The organism is Serratia sp. CoH_134_PS_4, assembly GCF_058190535.1.
The window spans coordinates 117,377-137,805 of the sequence record NZ_JBXWKI010000007.1 but is presented as its reverse complement, the minus strand read 5'-3'; the positions used below and the strand labels follow the sequence as shown (position 1 = coordinate 137,805).

General features: G+C 55.4%; 13 protein-coding genes. 10 read left to right on the top strand and 3 right to left on the bottom strand.

Features of this window, described 5'->3' with window-relative positions:
• The first annotated feature begins 5 nt into the window (after positions 1-5).
• Positions 6-986 carry a dipeptide ABC transporter ATP-binding protein gene (dppD, locus tag AC2FCQ_RS13095; RefSeq protein WP_209637879.1) on the top strand — a complete coding sequence of 327 codons (981 nt, stop codon included), beginning with the start codon at positions 6-8 and terminating at the stop codon, positions 984-986.
• Positions 983-1,972 carry a dipeptide ABC transporter ATP-binding subunit DppF gene (gene dppF / locus AC2FCQ_RS13090; protein ID WP_490308369.1) on the top strand — a complete coding sequence of 330 codons (990 nt, stop codon included), beginning with the start codon at positions 983-985 and terminating at the stop codon, positions 1,970-1,972. Before dppD ends, dppF begins: the two co-directional genes overlap by 4 nt.
• A gap of 337 nt (positions 1,973-2,309) precedes the next feature.
• Here dppF and bcsG read toward each other — a convergent pair whose 3' ends face one another.
• Genes bcsG through bcsE form a run of 3 tightly spaced genes read right to left on the bottom strand, consistent with a single transcriptional unit; the run spans position 2,310 to position 5,720 of the window.
• Positions 2,310-3,965, bottom strand: coding sequence for a cellulose biosynthesis protein BcsG (bcsG, locus tag AC2FCQ_RS13085; protein ID WP_490308368.1), 1,656 nt, complete (start codon positions 3,963-3,965; stop codon positions 2,310-2,312).
• Positions 3,962-4,165, bottom strand: coding sequence for a cellulose biosynthesis protein BcsF (gene bcsF, locus AC2FCQ_RS13080; RefSeq protein WP_209637873.1), 204 nt, complete (start codon positions 4,163-4,165; stop codon positions 3,962-3,964). Before bcsF ends, bcsG begins: the two co-directional genes overlap by 4 nt.
• The gene (gene bcsE, locus AC2FCQ_RS13075) at positions 4,152-5,720 is read right to left on the bottom strand and encodes a cellulose biosynthesis protein BcsE (protein ID WP_404760606.1); all 1,569 of its coding nucleotides are present in this window, start codon (positions 5,718-5,720) and stop codon (positions 4,152-4,154) included. Before bcsE ends, bcsF begins: the two co-directional genes overlap by 14 nt.
• Before the next feature lie 199 nt (positions 5,721-5,919).
• Between bcsE and bcsR the strand changes: the two genes are divergently transcribed.
• The 8 genes from bcsR to AC2FCQ_RS13035 all read left to right on the top strand — a co-directional run bounded on the left by bcsR (position 5,920) and on the right by AC2FCQ_RS13035 (position 20,397).
• Positions 5,920-6,111 (top strand): cellulose biosynthesis protein BcsR, encoded by a 192-nt coding sequence (gene bcsR, locus AC2FCQ_RS13070; RefSeq protein WP_490308367.1) that lies wholly within the window; start codon positions 5,920-5,922, stop codon positions 6,109-6,111.
• Between the two features lie 3 nt (positions 6,112-6,114).
• Positions 6,115-6,852, top strand: a complete 738-nt coding sequence (gene bcsQ / locus AC2FCQ_RS13065; protein ID WP_209637868.1) for a cellulose biosynthesis protein BcsQ — start codon at positions 6,115-6,117, stop codon at positions 6,850-6,852.
• The gene (gene bcsA, locus AC2FCQ_RS13060; RefSeq protein WP_490308366.1) at positions 6,849-9,452 is read left to right on the top strand and encodes a UDP-forming cellulose synthase catalytic subunit; all 2,604 of its coding nucleotides are present in this window, start codon (positions 6,849-6,851) and stop codon (positions 9,450-9,452) included. Before bcsQ ends, bcsA begins: the two co-directional genes overlap by 4 nt.
• Before the next feature lie 55 nt (positions 9,453-9,507).
• Positions 9,508-11,817: a cellulose biosynthesis cyclic di-GMP-binding regulatory protein BcsB gene (gene bcsB / locus AC2FCQ_RS13055; RefSeq protein WP_490308365.1), complete on the top strand. Its 2,310-nt coding sequence runs from the start codon at positions 9,508-9,510 to the stop codon at positions 11,815-11,817.
• A gap of 5 nt (positions 11,818-11,822) precedes the next feature.
• Positions 11,823-12,935 carry a cellulose synthase complex periplasmic endoglucanase BcsZ gene (gene bcsZ, locus AC2FCQ_RS13050; RefSeq protein ID WP_490308364.1) on the top strand — a complete coding sequence of 371 codons (1,113 nt, stop codon included), beginning with the start codon at positions 11,823-11,825 and terminating at the stop codon, positions 12,933-12,935.
• Complete coding sequence (bcsC, locus tag AC2FCQ_RS13045) at positions 12,917-16,390, top strand: cellulose synthase complex outer membrane protein BcsC (protein ID WP_490308363.1); 3,474 nt, start codon at positions 12,917-12,919, stop codon at positions 16,388-16,390. Before bcsZ ends, bcsC begins: the two co-directional genes overlap by 19 nt.
• A gap of 417 nt (positions 16,391-16,807) precedes the next feature.
• A complete protein-coding gene (hmsP, locus tag AC2FCQ_RS13040; RefSeq protein WP_209637858.1) occupies positions 16,808-18,814 on the top strand; it encodes a biofilm formation regulator HmsP in 2,007 nt (668 codons plus the stop codon).
• Between the two features lie 293 nt (positions 18,815-19,107).
• Positions 19,108-20,397 (top strand): dicarboxylate/amino acid:cation symporter, encoded by a 1,290-nt coding sequence (locus AC2FCQ_RS13035; RefSeq protein WP_209637856.1) that lies wholly within the window; start codon positions 19,108-19,110, stop codon positions 20,395-20,397.
• Positions 20,398-20,429: the final 32 nt, after the last annotated feature.

Here is a 20,429-nt window from a genome sequence, read left to right as displayed (position 1 = left end):
GAGAGATGGCGTTATTAAATGTAGACAAGCTTTCGGTGCACTTCGGTGACGAAGGTACACCCTTCCGTGCGGTAGACCGTATCAGTTATAGCGTGGAGCAGGGTCAGGTGGTGGGTATTGTCGGTGAATCCGGCTCCGGCAAGTCGGTCAGTTCGCTGGCGATTATGGGGCTGATCGATTTTCCCGGTAAGGTTATGGCCGAAAAGCTGGAGTTTAACGGCCAAGATCTGCGCAAAATTTCCGAAAAAGAGCGCCGCCAACTGGTGGGCTCGGAAGTGGCGATGATTTTCCAGGATCCGATGACCAGCCTTAACCCGTGTTACACCGTCGGTTTCCAGATTATGGAAGCGCTGAAGGTGCATCAGGGCGGCAATCGTCGTACCCGTCGCCAACGGGCTATTGATCTGCTCACGCAGGTGGGCATCCCCGATCCGGCCTCGCGCTTGGACGTGTACCCGCATCAGCTTTCTGGTGGGATGAGCCAACGCGTGATGATCGCCATGGCGATTGCCTGTCGGCCGAAATTGCTGATTGCCGATGAGCCGACCACGGCACTCGACGTGACCATTCAGGCGCAAATTATCGAACTGCTGCTGGAGTTGCAGCAGCGTGAAAATATGGCGCTGTTGCTGATCACTCATGATTTGGCGCTGGTGTCCGAGGCCGCGCATCACATTATCGTGATGTATGCCGGTCAGGTGGTGGAGTCCGGCAAGGCGGCAGAAATCTTCCGCGCGCCGCGTCATCCTTACACTCAAGCACTGTTGCGTGCGCTGCCGGAATTCGCTGCCGACAAGGCGCGTCTGGCTTCGTTGCCGGGTGTGGTGCCGGGGAAATATGACCGTCCAAGCGGCTGTTTGCTCAACCCACGTTGCCCCTATGCCACTGAGCGTTGCCGCACTGAGGAGCCGGAATTGCGTAGCATTCCCGGCCGCCAGGTTAAATGTCACACACCGCTGGATGATGCGGGGAGGCCGACCGTATGAGCCAGAACCAACCCTTATTGCAGGCGATTGACCTGAAGAAACACTACCCGGTCAAGAAGGGGATATTTGCCCCGGAACGGCTGGTTAAAGCGCTGGACGGTGTCTCTTTCACGCTTGAGCGTGGAAAAACGCTGGCAGTGGTGGGTGAGTCCGGGTGCGGCAAATCGACCCTGGGACGCCTGCTGACGATGATTGAAGTGCCGACGGGGGGTGAGCTGTACTACCAGGGGCAGGATTTGCTGAAGCCGGATGTGACCGCCGAGAAACTGCGCCGACAGAAGATCCAGATCGTGTTCCAGAATCCTTATGGATCGCTCAACCCGCGCAAAAAGGTTGGGCAGATCCTCGAGGAGCCGTTGCAGATCAATACCGGGCTGAGCAGTGCGGAGCGTCGTGAGAAAGCGCTGGAAATGATGGCCAAGGTTGGACTGAAAATCGAGCATTACGATCGCTATCCACACATGTTTTCTGGCGGTCAACGGCAGCGTATTGCAATCGCGCGCGGGTTGATGCTTAACCCTGACGTGGTAATTGCCGATGAACCTGTTTCCGCTCTGGATGTGTCGGTGCGTGCGCAGGTGCTGAACCTGATGATGGACCTGCAACAGGATCTGGGGCTGTCCTATGTGTTCATCTCACATGATTTATCGGTGGTGGAACACATTGCCGACGAAGTCATGGTGATGTATCTCGGTCGTTGCGTGGAGAAAGGCAGTAAAGACGCCATTTTCAACAACCCACGACATCCGTATACCCAGGCGCTGCTCTCTGCGACACCGCGTCTGAACCCGGATATGCGTCGCGAGCGCATCAAGTTGACCGGCGAGCTGCCTAGCCCGATGAACCCGCCGCCAGGTTGCGCTTTCAATGCCCGGTGCCGTCGTGCGTTTGGGCCCTGCACCCAGTTACAACCTCAGTTGAAGCAATACGGCGAACAGATGGTGGCCTGCTTTGCGGTCGATCAGGATGAAAATCCTGCGGCATAGTATTGTTATTACAGAGCATTCATTTAAATGCCGGCATTTATGCCGGCATTTTTTTATTTAGGGAGTCAGTCGATGAATTAGATTATTGATTGGATATTTTATCTTTATTAATTTCGCTTATTTCCCTTAACGATTTCCTTACGAATAATTGCCACTATTAGGAATCTTCGCAGGGTCATAATTAACGAGAGAGTGCGATTTCTTTTCGTGTTTTTTGTTTGTCAGGGATGAAAGAAAATGCCCGATGTTAATGTGAGGCTACTCATTGTTCCTCCCTGAATTAATACCCCTATAAAAAAAGCACGCCCGAAGGCGTGCCTGAGTGTCTTGCATTGAGTCACTGTGGATAAGGCACCCAATCGCCGCCGTTCAACCGGATATACGGCTTGCCTTGGTATTGCATCACAATAGCGTTGTCATTCTCCGAAATAACCGCAGTCTGCGGCAAGTTTTGCGTCAGCGCCTGCCAGTCCACACTCGGTGCCGTGAATGCTTTGCCATCGACCAAACGAGAGACCAGCTCTGACAGAGCCAAATAGCTGCTTGGTGTTTTGATCTCTAGAGGGCTCCCCTGATGTGGAGCTTTCATCCCAACCAGCTTGATACCCACGGGCGTGTGGGTAATGTTCGGGCTTGGGATATCACGCAAACCGGACATCTGCATCTTGTCACCGACCAGCGCTGCGCCGTGTTCCGGCACAATCACCACCATCACTTTGCGACCGGATTTCTCCAGCTGTTCGAGGAAAGTGTTTAGCTGATCAAACAGCTTTTGCGCGCGTGGCTGATAGTCTGCACTTTTGTTTGCGCCAACGAAGCGGTTGCCATCATGCAATGGAATGACGTTGAAGAAGGTGGCGGTGCGAGCGTCACCGGCCTTTTGCTGCTGATCCAGCCAACGGTTGAGCAAGTCCAGATCGTTGTATATCGGTTCACCGTCGAATGAGGCAAGCTCATTGCTGATACCGGCCTGTGACATCAAGGGTGCCTGCATATCACCCTGCTCACGCAGTTCTTTCAGGAAGTTACCAAACACGCCGGAGTGATCCAGCATCAGCTGTTCTTTAAAGCCCAGCTTGGCAAGATTATCAAATAGATAACATTGCTGATTGACCGGCTGATACAGGTCGTGGTGCGAGAGCTGTCCGCAACTGGCGCGCAGCAGGCGTATCGCGGCCGGGCCGCTGTAGGCGGTCGCGGAGTTGAAGTTGTCGAACATGATGTCCATCTTCGACCACAGCGGATGGTTTTGCAGATTCACCGCATCCATATCGGCCCAGGCCAGCGAACAGATATTGATGACCAACAGGTCAAACGGTTGGGCATCGGCAGGCAAGGTCGCCGGGAACGCGGTGGCGCGGGCTTTTTCCTTGTCGTAGAACTGGTTCAGGTAGGCCGTCAGATTCGCGCTGGTTGGCGGCGCACTGTCTGCCGGTGCGTTATTTCCCCCGGCCGCCGGGGTTGTCGTCGCCGGTGTGCTGTTGGTGGACGCGGTGGTGACGCTGGTTGGCAGCAGCGATACTGCCGGCCCGGCGATGTTAACCAGGTTGAGCCACACCAGTGCAGCGACAGTGAATACGGTGACGCGCACCCATTGGGCCAGGAACAGATAGGCAATCAGCATCACAAAGGCGGCGCCGACCATCTGCCAGTTGATAAAGCGGTTTGTCAGTTCTAGCAGATATTGGGCACTGAAGCCGGTCAACTGCGAACCCTGACTCATAATGCTGTTGATGCCGGGGAGCCAGGTATCGTGGTAGAACAGCGCGATGCCTATCGGGATGGCAATGTAATGACGCCAGCGGTGCAGGCGAAGCGCCGGTATCGGCATCAGCAGGAATGCCATGAACACCAGATTCGGTAGCGCATGGAAGTTCAGGTAACCGAACCACAGCAGGCCAAACTTGGCCAGAAAGTAGTAGTTCCAGCCGCCCAGCCCACGCCAGTAGCGCCACAGGGAATTATCGGAAAGCGGGTTGTTTGTTGGCTTCATGGCTGTTTCTTACGCTTAATCTGAGATGAAGAACCTTCGCGCACCCATAACCCGACGGATTTTAAATAGCGCGGTGATAACAACAGGTTTTGCCAGTATTGACGCCAGTGAGGGAAGCGTCGGTGAAAGGCATAACCCAGCGGAATAAAAACGATCGCACACAGAATAATCAACTGAATAATATCGTTAAGATTCAACATGTTTATTCTCCTGTGTACCGCTAGCCAACGTGAAGGGCACCGGTTGACGACGCTCCTGTGGGCTGTCTGCGACAGCGGTAGCGTGGCGCGGCGTTGCAGGTGCGGCCATGGTGGCTAACGGTATAGTGGCGTTGTGCGCCATCCGTTTGATTTCTGAAAGAATATCTACATCCTGATGCCACACGACCCGATTACTGAACGCCTCGTCCACCGGCAGCCGGAAGATAAACTTCATCGCAGTATCCAGATCGTTAATCCGACAGGTGGAGAGAAACAGCACCAGCCGGCCCTGTACCACCGTCATGACGTCACCGAAACGGCGCAGATGACAGAGGGTCATCGCCTGTTCGGCGCGTAGCCCTGGTGCCGGACGGAGTGCAACCATCACGCCTTTGCCGTCTTCTGGCAGTAACGTGTTACCCATCAGCGAAACCACCGCTTGGCTAAAGTCATTTGGCCGCATATAGCCTTTCAGTTGCAATGGGCGCAAACCGGCCAACAGGGCATCAATATCTGCCGGAACGTGGCGAGAAAAGCGTTGACCCTGGATACCTTCAAGCATGGTTAAAAAGCGCGACAGCGGCGCCACGTGCGGTACAATCAGGTTTGCACCACAGGCCAGCAGCAGGCGCTCGTCGCTGTAACGCAGGCTGGCACTCATCTCGCGCACCACAATTTTCAAGCCGTTGCCTCGTTGACGGCGCAGGCTGTGAATTTGATGCGCGAGCGCATCGATTTCATCACTCTGGTAGAGCGCAAAGATCAGTGTGGCCGAAAGGGTCAGCATGCCGTGTTGTGCCAGCAGGGCGTTGCTTTCCAGCAGTTGCCAGTTGGCGGACAGCGGGGGGGCACCTTCAAGGATACTCTGCTGAGCAAGATAACGGCCCTCATCGCTGCGGATAGAGGTTGGTGAAGGTTTGTTGCTGTCATCATCGCCCTGCCAGCCGTGTTCACCGGCATAGAGAGTCAGCAGTTGGTTGGCATTGATGCCGTTTTCGGTACTCCACCAATTCACCAGATACTGTGCGCTATCCTGTTGCCACTGCAGGTTGGACAGGCCGTTGAGAATACGGTGTTGTGCGCTGAGCTGCCCTTTGAGCTTGTTGACGCCCCCGCCGTGGCTGAGGATGAGCAGTGTGCAGCCCTGCTGCCGCAGCCAAATGGCGGTGGCGCGCGTCCAGCTGCGCAACTCTTCGCTGGTGAAGGTTTGCCACAGGCTGGCATGGGCCAACAGGATTAATAAGCGATTTTGCGGTTTTAAGGCGCGCATCAGGTCGTCGCTGAAATGCGTCAGCGCGGCTTTTTTTTCTGGTAATTGGTACAGCGGAATTTTTTTCAGGGCGGGGGAGGCCAGCTCAGCCAAAAGCCCGTCGGGTTTGTCTCCGCTGCAAATCAATGCTACCTGGCTGGTTGCAGCCTGGGCGGCTAAGATTTGTTGGCAGAGCAAACTGGCGTCGGTTTGACGATCGACATTCACCCAATAAAACCCCGGGGCCTGCATAACGGACAGTTCTTCCCAAATCTGCCGAATACCTAACGAGAAAGATTGCGCCATAGGATATGTTTCTACTTTCGTTGAAAGTGTCGTCAGTGGCTAACTGAGTGCCGCTATTCAGTTATAGTGTCGTTGGGATCATAATAACAAATCTAACAAACTGTGTAATAATATCTGTTAGGAATCATCTTATTGGCCATGTCTTTTTTTTACGTTGCTATAGTTAATTAACATTAGCCTATTTTTTAAAGGCGGAAGAATGAATAATCAATTAACGCGCTTTCATGCAGTGGCACCGCCGGAAACTCAGGATGATCTGCTGGCTCTCAGCCGCGCCTTTTCTTTACCAAAATTAAGTTATGTTGATATTTCGCGTCAGGAGCGTTTAACGCAAATGATGACGCGCTGGCCCTTGCTTGCTGAATTAATGCAAACAACGGGGAGCCGCTAGTTTATGCCAGTGATTGCACTGCAGGGTTTGCGAGGCGGCATGGGGACGACGTCGGTCACCGCAGCGCTCGCTTGGGCATTACAACAGCTGGGCGAGTCGGTATTGGCGATAGATTTTGCGCCGGACAACCTGCTGCGCCTGCAGTTTAATATGCCGTTTGAGCTGCCGCGCGGTTGGGCACGTGCCGAGCAGGATGGCGGGGATTGGCGGCAGGGCGCGATGCACTACTGCGAAAACCTCGATTTTTTGCCCTTTGGCCAACTCACCCTAACGGAACGGTTGAATGTACAACAATCGTGTCGGCAACGCCCCACCCGCTGGCAGGACAATCTGGCACAGCTAACTGCCGGTGCTCAGTACAACTGGATCTTGTTGGATCTGCCAGCCGATGATGAGGCGCTGTCACGGCAGGCGCTGCCGCTGGCAGATTGTGTCTTTATGCTGATTGCCCCAGACGCCAACTGTCAGGTGCGTCTGCATCAGCAGGCATTGCCGGACGGCTGCCATTTCCTGATTAATCACTACGTTGCCGGCAGTCAGCTGCAGCAGGATTTGCACCAACTGTGGTTGCAAACCTTGGGCGGCCTGTTGCCGGTGGTGCTTCACCGCGATGAGGCGATGGCTGAAGCCATGGCCGTGAAGCAGCCATTGGGCGAGTATCGCCCGGAAAGCTTGGCTGCCGATGAGGTACTGACGCTGGCTAACTGGTGTTTGATCAACCTGAAGGATAAGGCGCCATGAGCCGGGTGATGAGCCTGCTATTGGTACCGCCTGTTCACCATGCGGTACAGGCGCGTTATCGTGCCTACCGCCGTCATGGGGCCTCGGCGTTTACCGCTTTTTTCACCACGTTACTGGTGGCGTTGAGCTGGATTTTTCTGCGTTTGGAATCCCCCGGTTGGCAGCGTTTACGGGCAGGACGGACCTATTGGTTCCCGCATCTGTCGCCTAACCGCCCACGCCCGGCGGATGCGTTGCGTTATCTGGTACAAGGCCTGTGGTTGCTGGTATTCCGCACTGAGCGCGCGCCGAGAGAAAACACTCGCTTCGGCGGTTGGCAGCGCTTGCAGCTACGCTATGCCAATTGGTTGAAAACTATCCCACAACGGTTAGAAAGCGCCGGGTTGGAGCAGCGCTCGGTGGCACGTTTGGGTCGGATGAACCGGCGCCTGCGCCGCGTACTCTTTATCATTGTCGGCGTCTTGGCGGCGGCCCTCGCTATTTTGTGCATTTCGCAGCCATTCGACCTGCCGGCGCAGTTTGTGTTTGTGCTGCTCCTGTGGGCGATTGCCATGGTGGTGCGCCGGGTGCCGGGGCGTTTGCCTGGGCTGATGCTGATTGTGCTGTCGCTGACTGTCTCTTGCCGCTATTTATGGTGGCGCTATACCGCCACGCTGAACTGGGACGACCCGCTCAGTCTGACCTGCGGTTTGCTGCTGCTGGTGGCGGAAACCTATGCCTGGGTGGTGCTGGTATTGGGCTATTTTCAGACGGTCTGGCCGCTCAACCGTCAGCCGGTGCCTATGCCCGCAGATAGCGCAACCTGGCCAACAATCGATCTGCTGGTGCCCACCTATAACGAAGATCTCGGGGTGGTGAAACCCACCATTTACGCTGCGCTGGGCATCGATTGGCCGAAAGAGAAAGTCACTATCTACATCCTCGATGACGGCAACCGGCCAGAGTTTAAGGCGTTTGCCGAAGAGGTGGGCGTGAAGTATATCGCCAGACCCACCCATGAACACGCCAAGGCCGGTAATATCAATAACGCGTTAAAGCAGGCAACCGGCGAGTTTGTGGCGATTTTTGACTGTGACCACGTGCCGACACGCTCGTTCCTGCAACTGACAATGGGGTGGTTCTTCAAAGACAAGAAACTGGCGATGCTGCAGACTCCGCATCATTTCTTCTCGCCGGATCCGTTTGAACGTAACCTCGGGCGTTTTCGTCAAACACCTAATGAAGGCACGCTGTTCTATGGCTTGGTCCAAGACGGCAACGATATGTGGGACGCGACGTTCTTCTGCGGCTCTTGTGCCATTTTGCGCCGGAGTGCGCTGGATGAAATCGGCGGTATTGCGGTGGAAACCGTCACTGAAGACGCCCACACGTCACTGCGTTTGCATCGCCGCGGACACACTTCGGCCTATATCCGCATTCCGCAGGCGGCGGGGTTGGCGACAGAAAGTCTGTCGGCACACATTGGCCAGCGTATTCGTTGGGCGCGTGGAATGGTGCAAATCTTCCGGCTGGATAACCCCCTGCTCGGCAAAGGGCTGAAGCTGGCGCAGCGCCTGTGCTATGCCAACGCCATGTTGCACTTCTTGTCCGGCATTCCTCGACTGATTTTCCTTACCGCGCCTTTGGCCTTCCTGTTACTGCACGCCTATATCATCTTTGCCCCGGCGCTGGCGATCGCGTTGTATGTGTTGCCGCATATGATCCACGCCAGCCTGACTAACTCACGTATTCAAGGGAAATACCGCCACTCCTTCTGGAGTGAGATCTACGAAACGGTATTGGCTTGGTACATCGCCCGACCGACCACGGTGGCGTTGTTCAATCCGCACAAGGGGAAATTCAACGTTACAGCGAAAGGCGGATTGGTGGAGGAAGAACATGTCGACTGGGTGATCACCCGGCCCTACATGTTCCTGGTGATATTAAATCTGGCCGGGTTGGCTTTCGGTATTTGGCGCTTGGGTTACGGCCCGGCGGACGAGGTCATGACGGTGATCATCAGCCTGGTATGGGTGCTGTACAACATGACGATCCTCGGGGGTGCGGTGGCGGTGGCGGTCGAGGCCAAGCAGGTACGCCAAGCACATAGGGTGGAGATTGCCATGCCGGCCGCGATCGCGCGGGCCGATGGGCACCTGTTCCCCTGCACGTTACGCGATTATTCCGACGGTGGTGTAGGGATTGAGATGCGCGTCGCGGATGTGCTGAAAGACGGTGACAAGGTGTCGCTGTTACTCAAGCGTGGCCAGCAAGAATACAGTTTCCCATGTGTTGTGACCCGCGCCTTCGGCAGCAAGGTCGGGGTCCGCATGGTTAACCTAAGCACCCGCGAACATATTGATTTTATTCAGTGTACCTTTGCCCGTGCCGATACCTGGGCGCTGTGGCAGGACGGGTTCCCTGAAGATAAACCGATCGAAAGCCTGCGCGACGTTCTGGCGTTGGGCTTCCGGGGTTACGTACGTATGGCGGATTACGCACCGCCGATGGTGCGCCGCCTGCTGGTCGGGTTCACGACGTTGATTGCGTGGATAGTGTCATTTATCCCGCACGGTGTCGGTAGGGCTCCGATCTTCAGCCAAAAAGAGACAGTGGTATAGGCAAATCGCCCGTTCACTTGCCTGGTGATCAGGCTCTAACATTGATGATGATACGATGACGAGAAAAATAACCTGGTTTACCGCCCTGGCCTTAGGCATCAGCACCTTGTCTCAGGCTGAAACTGCCACCGCACCGACCGTTGCGGCACAACCGCCGGTGACGGTGCCCGTCGACGCGTCGGTGACGACACCGATGGGCGCGGGTGCACCGCAGGATCCGAATGCACCGGTACGTGACGTACAACTGCCGTTTGCCACTATTGCCCCACCGCCCGGAACCTTTACCCTGCGTGGTACTCGGCCTGATGGTCAGGTTGAATTTGGTGTGCGCAGCGATGAAGTGGTGTCGCAGGCGATGCTCGATTTGGAGTTCACCCCGTCGCCTTCGTTGATTCCGGTGGAATCGCACGTCAAGGTGTACCTCAACGATGAACTGATGGGCGTGACGACCATTGCCAAAGAGCAACTCGGCAAGCCGAATCGCATCCAGATGGCGATTGATCCCCGCTATATCACCGATTTTAACCGTGTAAGGTTAGTTTTCGTCGGACATTATCAGAATATTTGTGAAAACCCGGCCAGTACAACGCTGTGGCTTGAAATCAGTAAATCCAGCTCACTGAACTTGCGTTACCAGACCTTGCCGGTGAAAAACGAGTTATCGCATTTCCCTGAACCCTTCTTCGATAGCCGCGACAATCGGCCGTTGACGTTGCCAGTGGTGTTTGCGGGTCAGCCTGATGTTACCCAACAACGTGCTGCGGGCATTCTGGCGTCGTGGTTTGGCAGCAAAGCCCAGTGGCGTGGCCAATCGTTCCCGGTGTTCTATAACCAGCTGCCGAAACAGCATGCCATCGTCTTTGCCACCAATAAGCAACGCCCGGACTTCTTGCGCGATTATCCGCCGGTCAATGGCCCTACGGTGGAAATGATCAGCCATCCAGACAACCCGTACATCAAACTGCTGCTGGTGCAGGGGCGTGATGACAACGATTTGATCACTGCGGTGAAAGGTATTGCACAGGGCAACATTCTGTTCCGTGGGCAGAACGTCACGGTCGATAAAGTCGAACAATTGGCACCCCGTCAACCTTACGATGCACCTAACTGGGTACGTACCGATCGCCCTATGACTTTTGCCGAGCTGCAGCAGTATGCGGAACAACTGCAGACCAGTGGCATCGAACCGGGTCCGATCTCGCTAACCATGAACTTGCCGCCGGACCTGTTCCTGATTCGCAGTACCGGCATTGATATGCATTTGAAGTACCGCTACACCGCACCCCGTATTCAGGATGGTTCGCGTCTGAGTGTCAGCCTAAATAACCAGTTTGTGCAGGCGTACTCTTTGGTCCCTGAGCACGAGCAGGGTACCCAGTTGCTGCGTTTGCCACTGACCCAAGGGCTGATCGACTCGGACAAAAACGTCAATATTCCGGCGCTGCGGCTGGGCGCGACTAATCAACTGCGTTTCGACTTTGACTACACCACGCTGCTGGCCAGCGGGGCGGAAGGGCGTTGTGAAACTTACTCCTTTACCGCTAACCATGCGGTAATCGATGGTGCATCAACGATCGATTTCTCCGGTTACCGCCACTTTATGGCGATGCCGGATCTACGAGCCTTCGCGAATGCCGGTTTCCCTTTCAGCCGTTTAGCTGATTTGTCGCAGACGCTGGTCTTGGTGAACAAGCAGCCGCAACCGCCGCAGGTCAGCGCGTTGCTGAACGCACTGGGGGTTATTGGTGCACAGACCGGTTATCCGACCCTGGCGGTGACGGTGAGTGACGATTGGTCCCAGGCGAAGGATCGGGATGCCGATATTCTGATGATCGGCACCATTCCGCCAGAGCTGCGGGACGACAAAAAAATCAACCTGCTCGTGGATGCCACCCAAAGCTGGGTGAAGCAGCCCACACGCCAGTTGCCGTTACCGACGATGGACGTACTGGCGGAGGACACCAAGCCAGACAGCAAAACCACCATCAGTTCGGAAGGGGCGATGTCGGCGATTATCGGGGTGCAATCACCGTTTAACGATCAACGCAGCATAGTCGCGTTACTGGCTGACAGCCCGCGTGGCTACGATCTGCTGAACAACGCCTTGTTGGACAGCGGCAAGCGTGCGGCCGTGTTTGGGTCTGTGGCGGTGATTCGTGAATCTGGCGTAAACAGCTTACGCGTAGGCGACGTTTATTATGTCGGCCACTTGCCGTGGTGGGAGCGCATCTGGCATGCCTTGTCGACCCATCCGGTGTGGCTTGCAGTGATCGCGGTCGTGGTGGTGGTCATTCTGGCGCTGATGCTGTGGCGTGGCTTGAGGATCTTTAGCCGCCGTCGCCTGTCGCCTGAAGATCGGGATTAACCGCGATGCCTGTGGCATTGAAACGTCTGACATTCGGCATGCTGCTGCTGTGCGCTTTCAGCGCGGCGGCGGCCTGCGAATGGCCGGCCTGGCAACAGTACAAACAATTTTATATCAGCGAGCAGGGGCGGGTGATCGACCCGAGTAGTCCGAACCGTATCACCACCTCGGAAGGGCAGAGCTATGGCATGTTCTTCGCCCTGGTAGCGAACGATCGGCCTGCGTTCGACCAATTGCTGACGTGGACGGAAAACAATTTGGCCGCGGGCGATCTCAGTGCCCATTTACCCGCCTGGCTGTGGGGCGAGAATGATAAAAAACAGTGGACGGTACTGGACAGTAATTCTGCATCCGACGCGGATTTATGGATTGCCTACAATCTGCTGGAAGCGGGGCGCTTATGGAACAGTCGCCGTTATCAAACCCTTGGCACGTTGCTGTTGCAGCGAATTGCCCGCGAAGAGGTGGCAGATATTCCCGGTCTGGGCCTGATGCTGTTGCCGGGAAAGGTAGGGTTTGTGGCTGAAGACCGTTGGCGACTCAACCCGAGCTACCTGCCACCCCAACTGCTGGCCCGCTTTGCCGCCTTGAATGGCCCGTGGCGGGCGATGGAGCAAACCTATCTGCGACTGTGGCTGGAAACCGCGCCACACGGCTTCTCACCCGACTGGGTCGTGTGGCAGGTCGGCAAAGGTTGGCAACCGGATACCGTCAAGCCGAACATGGGCAGTTATGACGCTATCCGGGTTTATCTGTGGGCCGGCATGCTGGCGGATGACGATAAACACAAGGCAGCGCTACTCAAGCAATTGCAGCCAATAGCGCAAGCCACACTGACACAGGGCGTCCCCCCGGAGAAAACGGATACGGCCAGTGGCAAAACCAGCGGTGACGGCCCGGTGGGCTTCTCTGCTGCTTTGTTGCCGATGCTGGCGAACCTACCCGAGGCGTTGCAGGTACAGCGCCAACGCATTAAGCAAAATCCACCGGGTGATGATGCCTATTTCAGTGCCTCGCTGGTGCTGTTCGGTCAGGGATGGGATCAACAACGTTATCGTTTTAATCGGCAGGGTGAACTTGAACCCTCCTGGGGCAGCCAATGCGTAACTTCAGAATAAACTGGCTAGGCCTGGTGCCTTTAAGTCTGGCAATGCTGCCGCAGGCGCAGGGAGCGGAAACCGTTGCGCCGGAGCAATGGTTGTTGGAACAGGTACGGGTTGGGGAGGCCAGCAATAAGGATGAATTGGTCCGTCAGTCGCTTTACCGGCTCGAGTTAATGGACCCAAACAACCCAGACGTGATTTCGGCTCGTATGCGTTTGGCGTTGCGGCAGGGGAATCAGGCGTTGGCGCAGCAGCAGTTAGATAAGCTGAAAAAGATTGCACCGCAGTCCAGCGCTTATCGTCAGGCAGAAATGAATATGCTGCTGACGCAACCCGAAACCCGACAGAAACTGCAACAGGCGCGCTTAATGGCGACAGCCGGCCGCCTGCCGGAGGCGAAGGCCCAGTATGACGACCTGTTCCACGGTGATCCGCCGACGCTTGAACTGGCGGTGGAATATTGGCGACTGGTTGCGCGGTTACCGGGGCAAGAAGCCGCAGCACTGAAACAACTGCAGGCGCTGGATCAGCAATATTCCGGCAACGTGCCGCTGCGGATGTCGTTGGCACGGATGTTATTTAGTCAGGACCGTGACGCACAGGCTTACGATTTATTGCAGAAAGTGGCGGCCGATCCCGCAGGGCGCGGTGATGCTGCGGATCTGTGGTTGGAAAAAGTGAAAGCGATGCCGGTCAGCCCGCAAAGTGTTGCGGCCCTTAACCGTTTCCTCGGGGTATTTGAAACCGGCGATCAGGCCGTCAGTGCCCAGCAGGAGCTGGCGAGGCAACAGGCACTGCTGTCGGATCCGGCCTATCTGGCACGGGTGCGCGGGTTGGCTCAGGTGGAAAAAGGAGGAAGCCGCGCTGCCATTCCTGAACTGAGAAAAGCGCTGGCAGCTTCCCCCAACGATGCTGAAGTCCTTGGCGCACTCGGGCAGGCCTATTCCCGTGCCGGCAATCGTCCGCAAGCATTAAGCTTGTTCCGTCAGGCATTACAGGCTGATAAAAGCGGTTACGGCAGCAGTAAATGGCAGAGCCTGATCAAGAGCAACAGCTATTGGTTGGCGGTCGATGAAGGTGACAAGGCGTTGAAAGCCGGCAATTTGACGTTGGCACAGCAGAAATATCAACAGGCACGGCAGATAGACAACAGTGATAGCAGCGCAGCGATCGGTCTGGGTGACGTTGCCGTGGCGCGTAAAGATGACGCCGCGGCCGAGCGTTTTTATCAGCAGGCACTTCGGCTGGATCCGAGCAGCGGCAGCGCGGTACGCGGTTTAGTCAATATCTACCAGCGCCAATCGCCTGAAAAGGCGTTGGCTTATCTCAATAGTCTGCCGCGTAGCCAGCAAAATAAATTGCGTAGCACCTTAGAGGGTTTGCAGCTCGACATGCTCAAAGAACAGGCCGATCGGCTTGCAGAGCAAAAACAGTGGCACCAGGCGGCAGAGAAATATCGCCGTGCCCAGCAGATGGATCCTGATGATGTGTGGCTGACGTATCACTATGCGCAGACTTTGCGTCAGGCAGGGCAACCTGGGCAGGCGGATGCCCTGTTCAGGCGACTGGCGCAAAAGCAGCAGGGTAACCCGCAGCTGGCGTATGCCTACGCGCTGTATCTTTCCGGTAGCGATCGCGATCGGCAAGCGCTGGCAGAGTTGAATACATTGCCTGGCGCACAGTGGAACGACAATATGCGGGAATTGGCGCAGCGACTGAAAATGCAGCAGACGTTGGATCATGCCGAGCAACTGCGTGCCGCAGGCGACGAACCGGGTGCGATCGCTTATCTGCGTCGGCAACCCACAGATACCCGTATCGATCTCCAGTTGGCAGATTGGGCGCTGGCACGTGGTGACTATGATGCAGCCCTGGCGGACTATCAACGGGTGCGGGCGCGCGAACCGAATAACCCGGATGTGCAACTGGGTGAAATCGAGGCGTATGTGGCGCAAGGTAAACTGAGCGAGGCGCGCCAGCGGCTACAAACAGAAACGACGGTGCCCAATCCATCCAGCAACACTGAGCGACGGGTGGCTAACGCTTGGTACGCCGTTGGTGAGCCACAAAAAGCGACGGATATCTTTACCCGGCTGAAAACGACGGCACAGCAAGCGCCGCCAAGCCAGGCAAAAGCGCTGATTTATCGCGATGCGGCACGGCTCGAAGGCGACCAATTGCAGCCAGCATTGGCGCAACAGGACTATAAACAAGCGATGGTGGCCAGTGGCATTGCACCGAAGCTTCCGTCGGATAACGACAGCTATACCTATCTGACGCGTAACAACCCGGGTGATGACTGGCTCAAACGCGGTATCCGTTCGGATGCGGCGGAGCTCTACCGTCAGCAAGATGTTAATGTCACGCTCGATTATGACTACTGGGGGTCCAGCGGTACCGGTGGTATCTCTGATTACAAAGCCCACGACACCATGTTGCAGGTGGACATGCCATTGTACGACGGACGGGCATTTTTCCGTTCGGATACCGTTCAGTTGGATGCCGGCAGATTCTCCACCGACAGCAACGGCAAATATTATGAGACCTTTGGCACCTGTAATACTCAGGGCTGTAGCGGCGACGAACATCAGAAAGCTACCGGAACGAGCGTGGCGGTTGGCTGGAAGAACGATCGCTGGGAAAGTGATGTCGGCACTACACCTATGGGTTTTGATGTCGTCGATTGGGTGGGCGGACTGGCTTACAGCAACGACTGGAACCACATTGGTTGGACATTGGCGGCCTCGCGCCGGCCGATATCCAGCTCGCTGCTGGCATTTGGCGGTACCAAAGATCCGAACACCGGCACGACCTGGGGTGGAGTACGCGCCACTGGGGTCAGTCTGAGCGCCAGTTACGATCGCGGCGAGGCACACGGCGTTTGGGCCGACCTCAGTGCGCATCAACTGACCGGTAAAAATGTCGAAGATAACCAGCGCGAGCGTTTTATGGCGGGTTATTACTACAAATTGATCAACGAAGATAACCGCAGAGTGACCGTCGGGTTGAACACCATGCTGTGGCATTATCAGAAGGATTTGAGCGGTTACTCTCTCGGCCAGGGCGGTTACTACAGTCCGCAGCAATATATGTCGCTGGCGGTGCCGGTCAATTATCGCCAGCGTACCGAGAACTGGTCGTGGGAGCTGGGTGGATCGGTGTCCTTGTCCCATTCGAAAACCAACAGCCAGGCGCGTTATCCGTTGCAGGGGCTGATTCCGGACTCGTTGCCGGACAAGTTTGCCGTGGAGGATGGCAGTTCCTCTTCCGGTTTCGGTTATACCCTGCGGGCCATTGTTGAGCGTCGCCTCAGTTCACACTGGACACTGGGCGCCGGGATCGATATTCAACAGGCGAAAGACTATACGCCGAGCCATGCATTGCTCTATTTACGCTATTCGATGGCCGGTTGGCAGGGCGACCTGGATTTACCGCCTCAACCGCTGACGCCGTACGCTGATTTTAAGTAACCCTCCTCAGGTGGATTCGGAGTGTCGAACACAGGGGAGTTTTGCTACCCTGTGTGAGTTTGAAGGCGACGTTGTCTTTGAACCCGAGATTCCCGGGTCTAGCGCCCCGGAGGTGCTTCGGCGGACAAGCCGCGACGGCCCCTTCGGCACGCTCTCCCTAATAACGGACTTTGTCAGCAGCCTGAACTCGAGGTAGTTTTGTTACCCTGAGTTCAGGTTGCGTCCCGCCAACGACGTTCACGGACAATGGCGGGGCGCGGCCTTTCATTAGGAAAAGACTGAAACCCGCGGTTTTCTTAGGGAGCCAGCGGTTTGGCAGGGTAAAAGCGTTAGACAATCGAGTATACTCAGACCGGTTCAAGGGATGGGTATTATTCATCCCTTTTTTATTTCAGCCCGAATTAGCGGAGAGCAGGTTTGCGGGTCAGGCGTTCATTAACGATTAAACAGATGGCAACGGTGTCCGGTGTGGCGCTGGTGACGATCTGCATCTTTATCGTGATCCAGTTATTCCATTTTGTGCAGCAGCGCAGGGATGACTATGCCCAGCAACTGGAAAATATTGCTCACTCCGTGCGCCAGCCTCTGGCGGAGGCGGTGCTGCGCATGGATATACCCGAAACCAAACGTGTGCTGAACACATTGTTGCCGGTAGGGATTCTGACGCGTGCAGATATCGTGCTGCCGAATGAATTTCAGGCGTTACACGCCAATTTCCCACCGGAACGGCCAGTACCCACGCTGATCGCTCGCCTGTTTGAGTTGCCAATTCAGATTTCTGTTCCGCTCTATTCACTGGAGCGCGTGCCGGCTAACCCACAGCCGTTGGCTTATTTGGTACTGCAGGCCGATTCGTTCCGCATGTACCAATTTATTCTCAGCATATTGTCGACCATGCTGTCGACTTACTTACTGTTGGCGTTAATCCTGTCGATTGCCATTAGCTGGTGTATGAACCGACTGATGGTGCACCCGCTGCGCGCAATGGCCAAAGAGCTGGAAAATATTTCGCAGGAAGAAGCACCCTACCACCAGCTGATGCTGCCAGCGTTGCATCAGGACGATGAGTTGGGGTTGTTGGTGCGTAACTACAACCGCAATCAGCAGCGGTTGGCAAGAGCCTATGCGGAGATGAGCCGCATGAGCACTCGCCATCCGGTGACAGAGTTGCCGAACCAGGCGCTGTTTACCGCGTTGCTGGAACAGCATATTGCCTCCAGTCTGCGGCCCGAGCGTTTTAATCTGCTGGTGATTGGCATTGAAACCTTGCACGAAGCATCGGGTGTGCTCAATCCGGCGATGAGAGAGTCACTGTTACTGACGCTGGCCAAAAAGCTGCGTGCGTGTATCGATGAAAACGGCGTATTGGCGCAGTTGAGCAACACCGAGTTTGCCATTCTGGCCAAAGGCGTTGAGCGCCCCTTCCATGCGATGCAGCTGGCACGCCGCATCATGGCGCAGATCAATGCGCCGCTGAGCTTGCAGGAAATGCCGTTGAGGCCAAGTGCCAGCATCGGTATCGCGCATTACCTTAATTCGGGAGAGAGTGCGGAACAACTGCTGCGTAGCGCGACTTCGGCCATGATGTCAGCACATCGTGAAGGTAAAAATCAGGTGCTATTTTTCGAGCCGAGCCTGACGGAGCGTACCCAAAAGCGGCTGACGCAGGAAAGTGAAATTCTGCAGGCCATTGAACAGCGTCGATTTACGCTATTTTTGCAGCCACAGATAGATATGCAGTCCAATGCGGTGATAGGCGCAGAAGCGCTGCTGCGTTGGCAGCAGTATGACGGCAGCTATACCCTTCCGGCAGATGTAATCCCGTTAGCTGAAGAGCTTGGGGTGATTGTGCCACTCGGTAACTGGGTGCTGGAGGAGGCATGCCGTATTTTGGCTGATTGGCAGAGCCGTGGTATCAGCATGCCGCTGGCGGTCAATGTGTCTCCCATCCAGATGCAGCATGAAGATTTTGTCCCGCATCTGAAAAGTGTGCTTGCGCAGCACCACATTGATCCGCGTAAGTTGCTGCTGGAAATTACCGAAACGGTACGTATTGACGATCTCGATCGTGCACTGGCCTTGCTACGTGAATTGCACGACCTGGGGCTGTCCATCGCATTGGATGACTTTGGTATGGGATATTCCAGCCTGAATTATCTGAACCGATTGAAATGCCTGCCGATCGATTTGATTAAAATCGACAAGAGCTTTATTCAGGGCCTGCCGACAGATGACGCCATGGTGCGTATCGTCAGTTCTATTTCTGAGGTATTGGCGCTGCCGGTGATGGCTGAAGGTGTCGAAAATGCCGAACAACGCGATTGGCTGCTACGACACGGTATTCATAGCGGGCAAGGCTTCCTGTTTGCCCGCCCGTTGCCGCGCAGTGAGTTTGAAGCCGAATTCTGCCAGCCACCCGCCTGATTTTACCTTTCTGATCTCTCGGGCGATTCCTGTGTCGCCCGCCCGCTGCCTCGTCCGAGAATGCCTGTCTTTACTACCGCTTTTGAGTTAATGCAAAGAAATGCTTACGCAATTCACAGCCTTGCATTTGGGCTGGCGCGTTTCAGCTCTTAAATTCGTATCAACATGTATCTATTGGTGCAACAAATTATTTCCATGTTGTTAGGTGGGTGTTATTTTCCGCGCAAGCGATGAACAGGCGAGATAACGAGAATACCGCCTGGTGCGTGTCTTCCCCCCCAAAGGATGTTCATATGAAATTCACTATTTTTAAGAGCCTCTATTTTCAGGTGTTGACGGCGATTACGCTGGGCATCCTGCTTGGTCATTTCTATCCTGACATTGGCGCACAGATGAAACCTCTGGGCGATGGATTCGTTAAACTGATTAAAATGATCATCGCGCCGGTGATCTTCTGTACCGTGGTGACGGGTATCGCGGGTATGGAAAGCATGAAAGCCGTCGGCCGTACCGGTGCGATCGCACTGCTCTATTTTGAAATCGTCAGTACCATTGCACTGTTGATTGGCCTGCTGATTGTTAACCTGGCCCAACCGGGCGCCGGGATGAACATCGATCCAGGGACTTTGGATGCCAAGGCGGTGGCCGTTTATGCTGAACAGGCCCAACAACAGGGCATTATTCCGTTCTTGCTGGATATCATCCCTGGTAGCGTCATCGGTGCCTTCGCCAGTGGCAACATTCTTCAGGTGTTGCTGTTTGCCGTACTGTTCGGTTTTGCCCTGCATCGTCTGGGTGATAAAGGCCAGCTGATCTTCAACGTTATCGACAGCTTCTCCCGCGTGATTTTCGGCATTATCAATATGATTATGCGCCTGGCGCCACTGGGTGCCTTCGGGGCGATGGCGTTTACTATCGGTAAATATGGCGTGGGTACGCTGTTGCAACTGGGTCAGCTGATCGCCTGTTTCTACATTACCTGCATTCTGTTTGTGGTGGTGGTGCTGGGCTCCATTGCCCGCGCCAACGGTTTCAGCATCTTCAAATTCGTTCGTTATATAAAAGAAGAACTGCTGATCGTGCTGGGGACTTCTTCTTCCGAGTCGGTGCTGCCGCGGATGCTCGATAAAATGGAGAAGCTGGGCTGTAAGAAATCGGTGGTGGGCTTGGTGATTCCGACCGGCTACTCGTTTAACCTGGACGGGACCTCTATCTACCTGACTATGGCGGCTGTGTTTATCGCGCAGGCGACCAACACCCATATGGACATCGTGCATCAGGTAACGCTGTTGGTGGTGTTGTTGCTGTCCTCTAAAGGGGCTGCAGGGGTGACCGGCAGCGGCTTTATCGTGCTGGCTGCCACTATTTCTGCTGTCGGCCACTTGCCGCTGGCCGGTCTGGCGTTAATTCTGGGCATTGACCGCTTCATGTCTGAAGCCCGTGCGTTGACTAACCTGGTCGGTAATGGTGTGGCAACGGTCGTCGTGGCTAAATGGTGTAAACAGTTGGATGAAAAGCAGTTGCAAGACACCCTGTCCAACAAGCAGGTAACAGGTGCCGATAAAACGCTGCCTTCAGCCTGATTGACTCCTCAAATCACCGGTTGCAGCCGCAA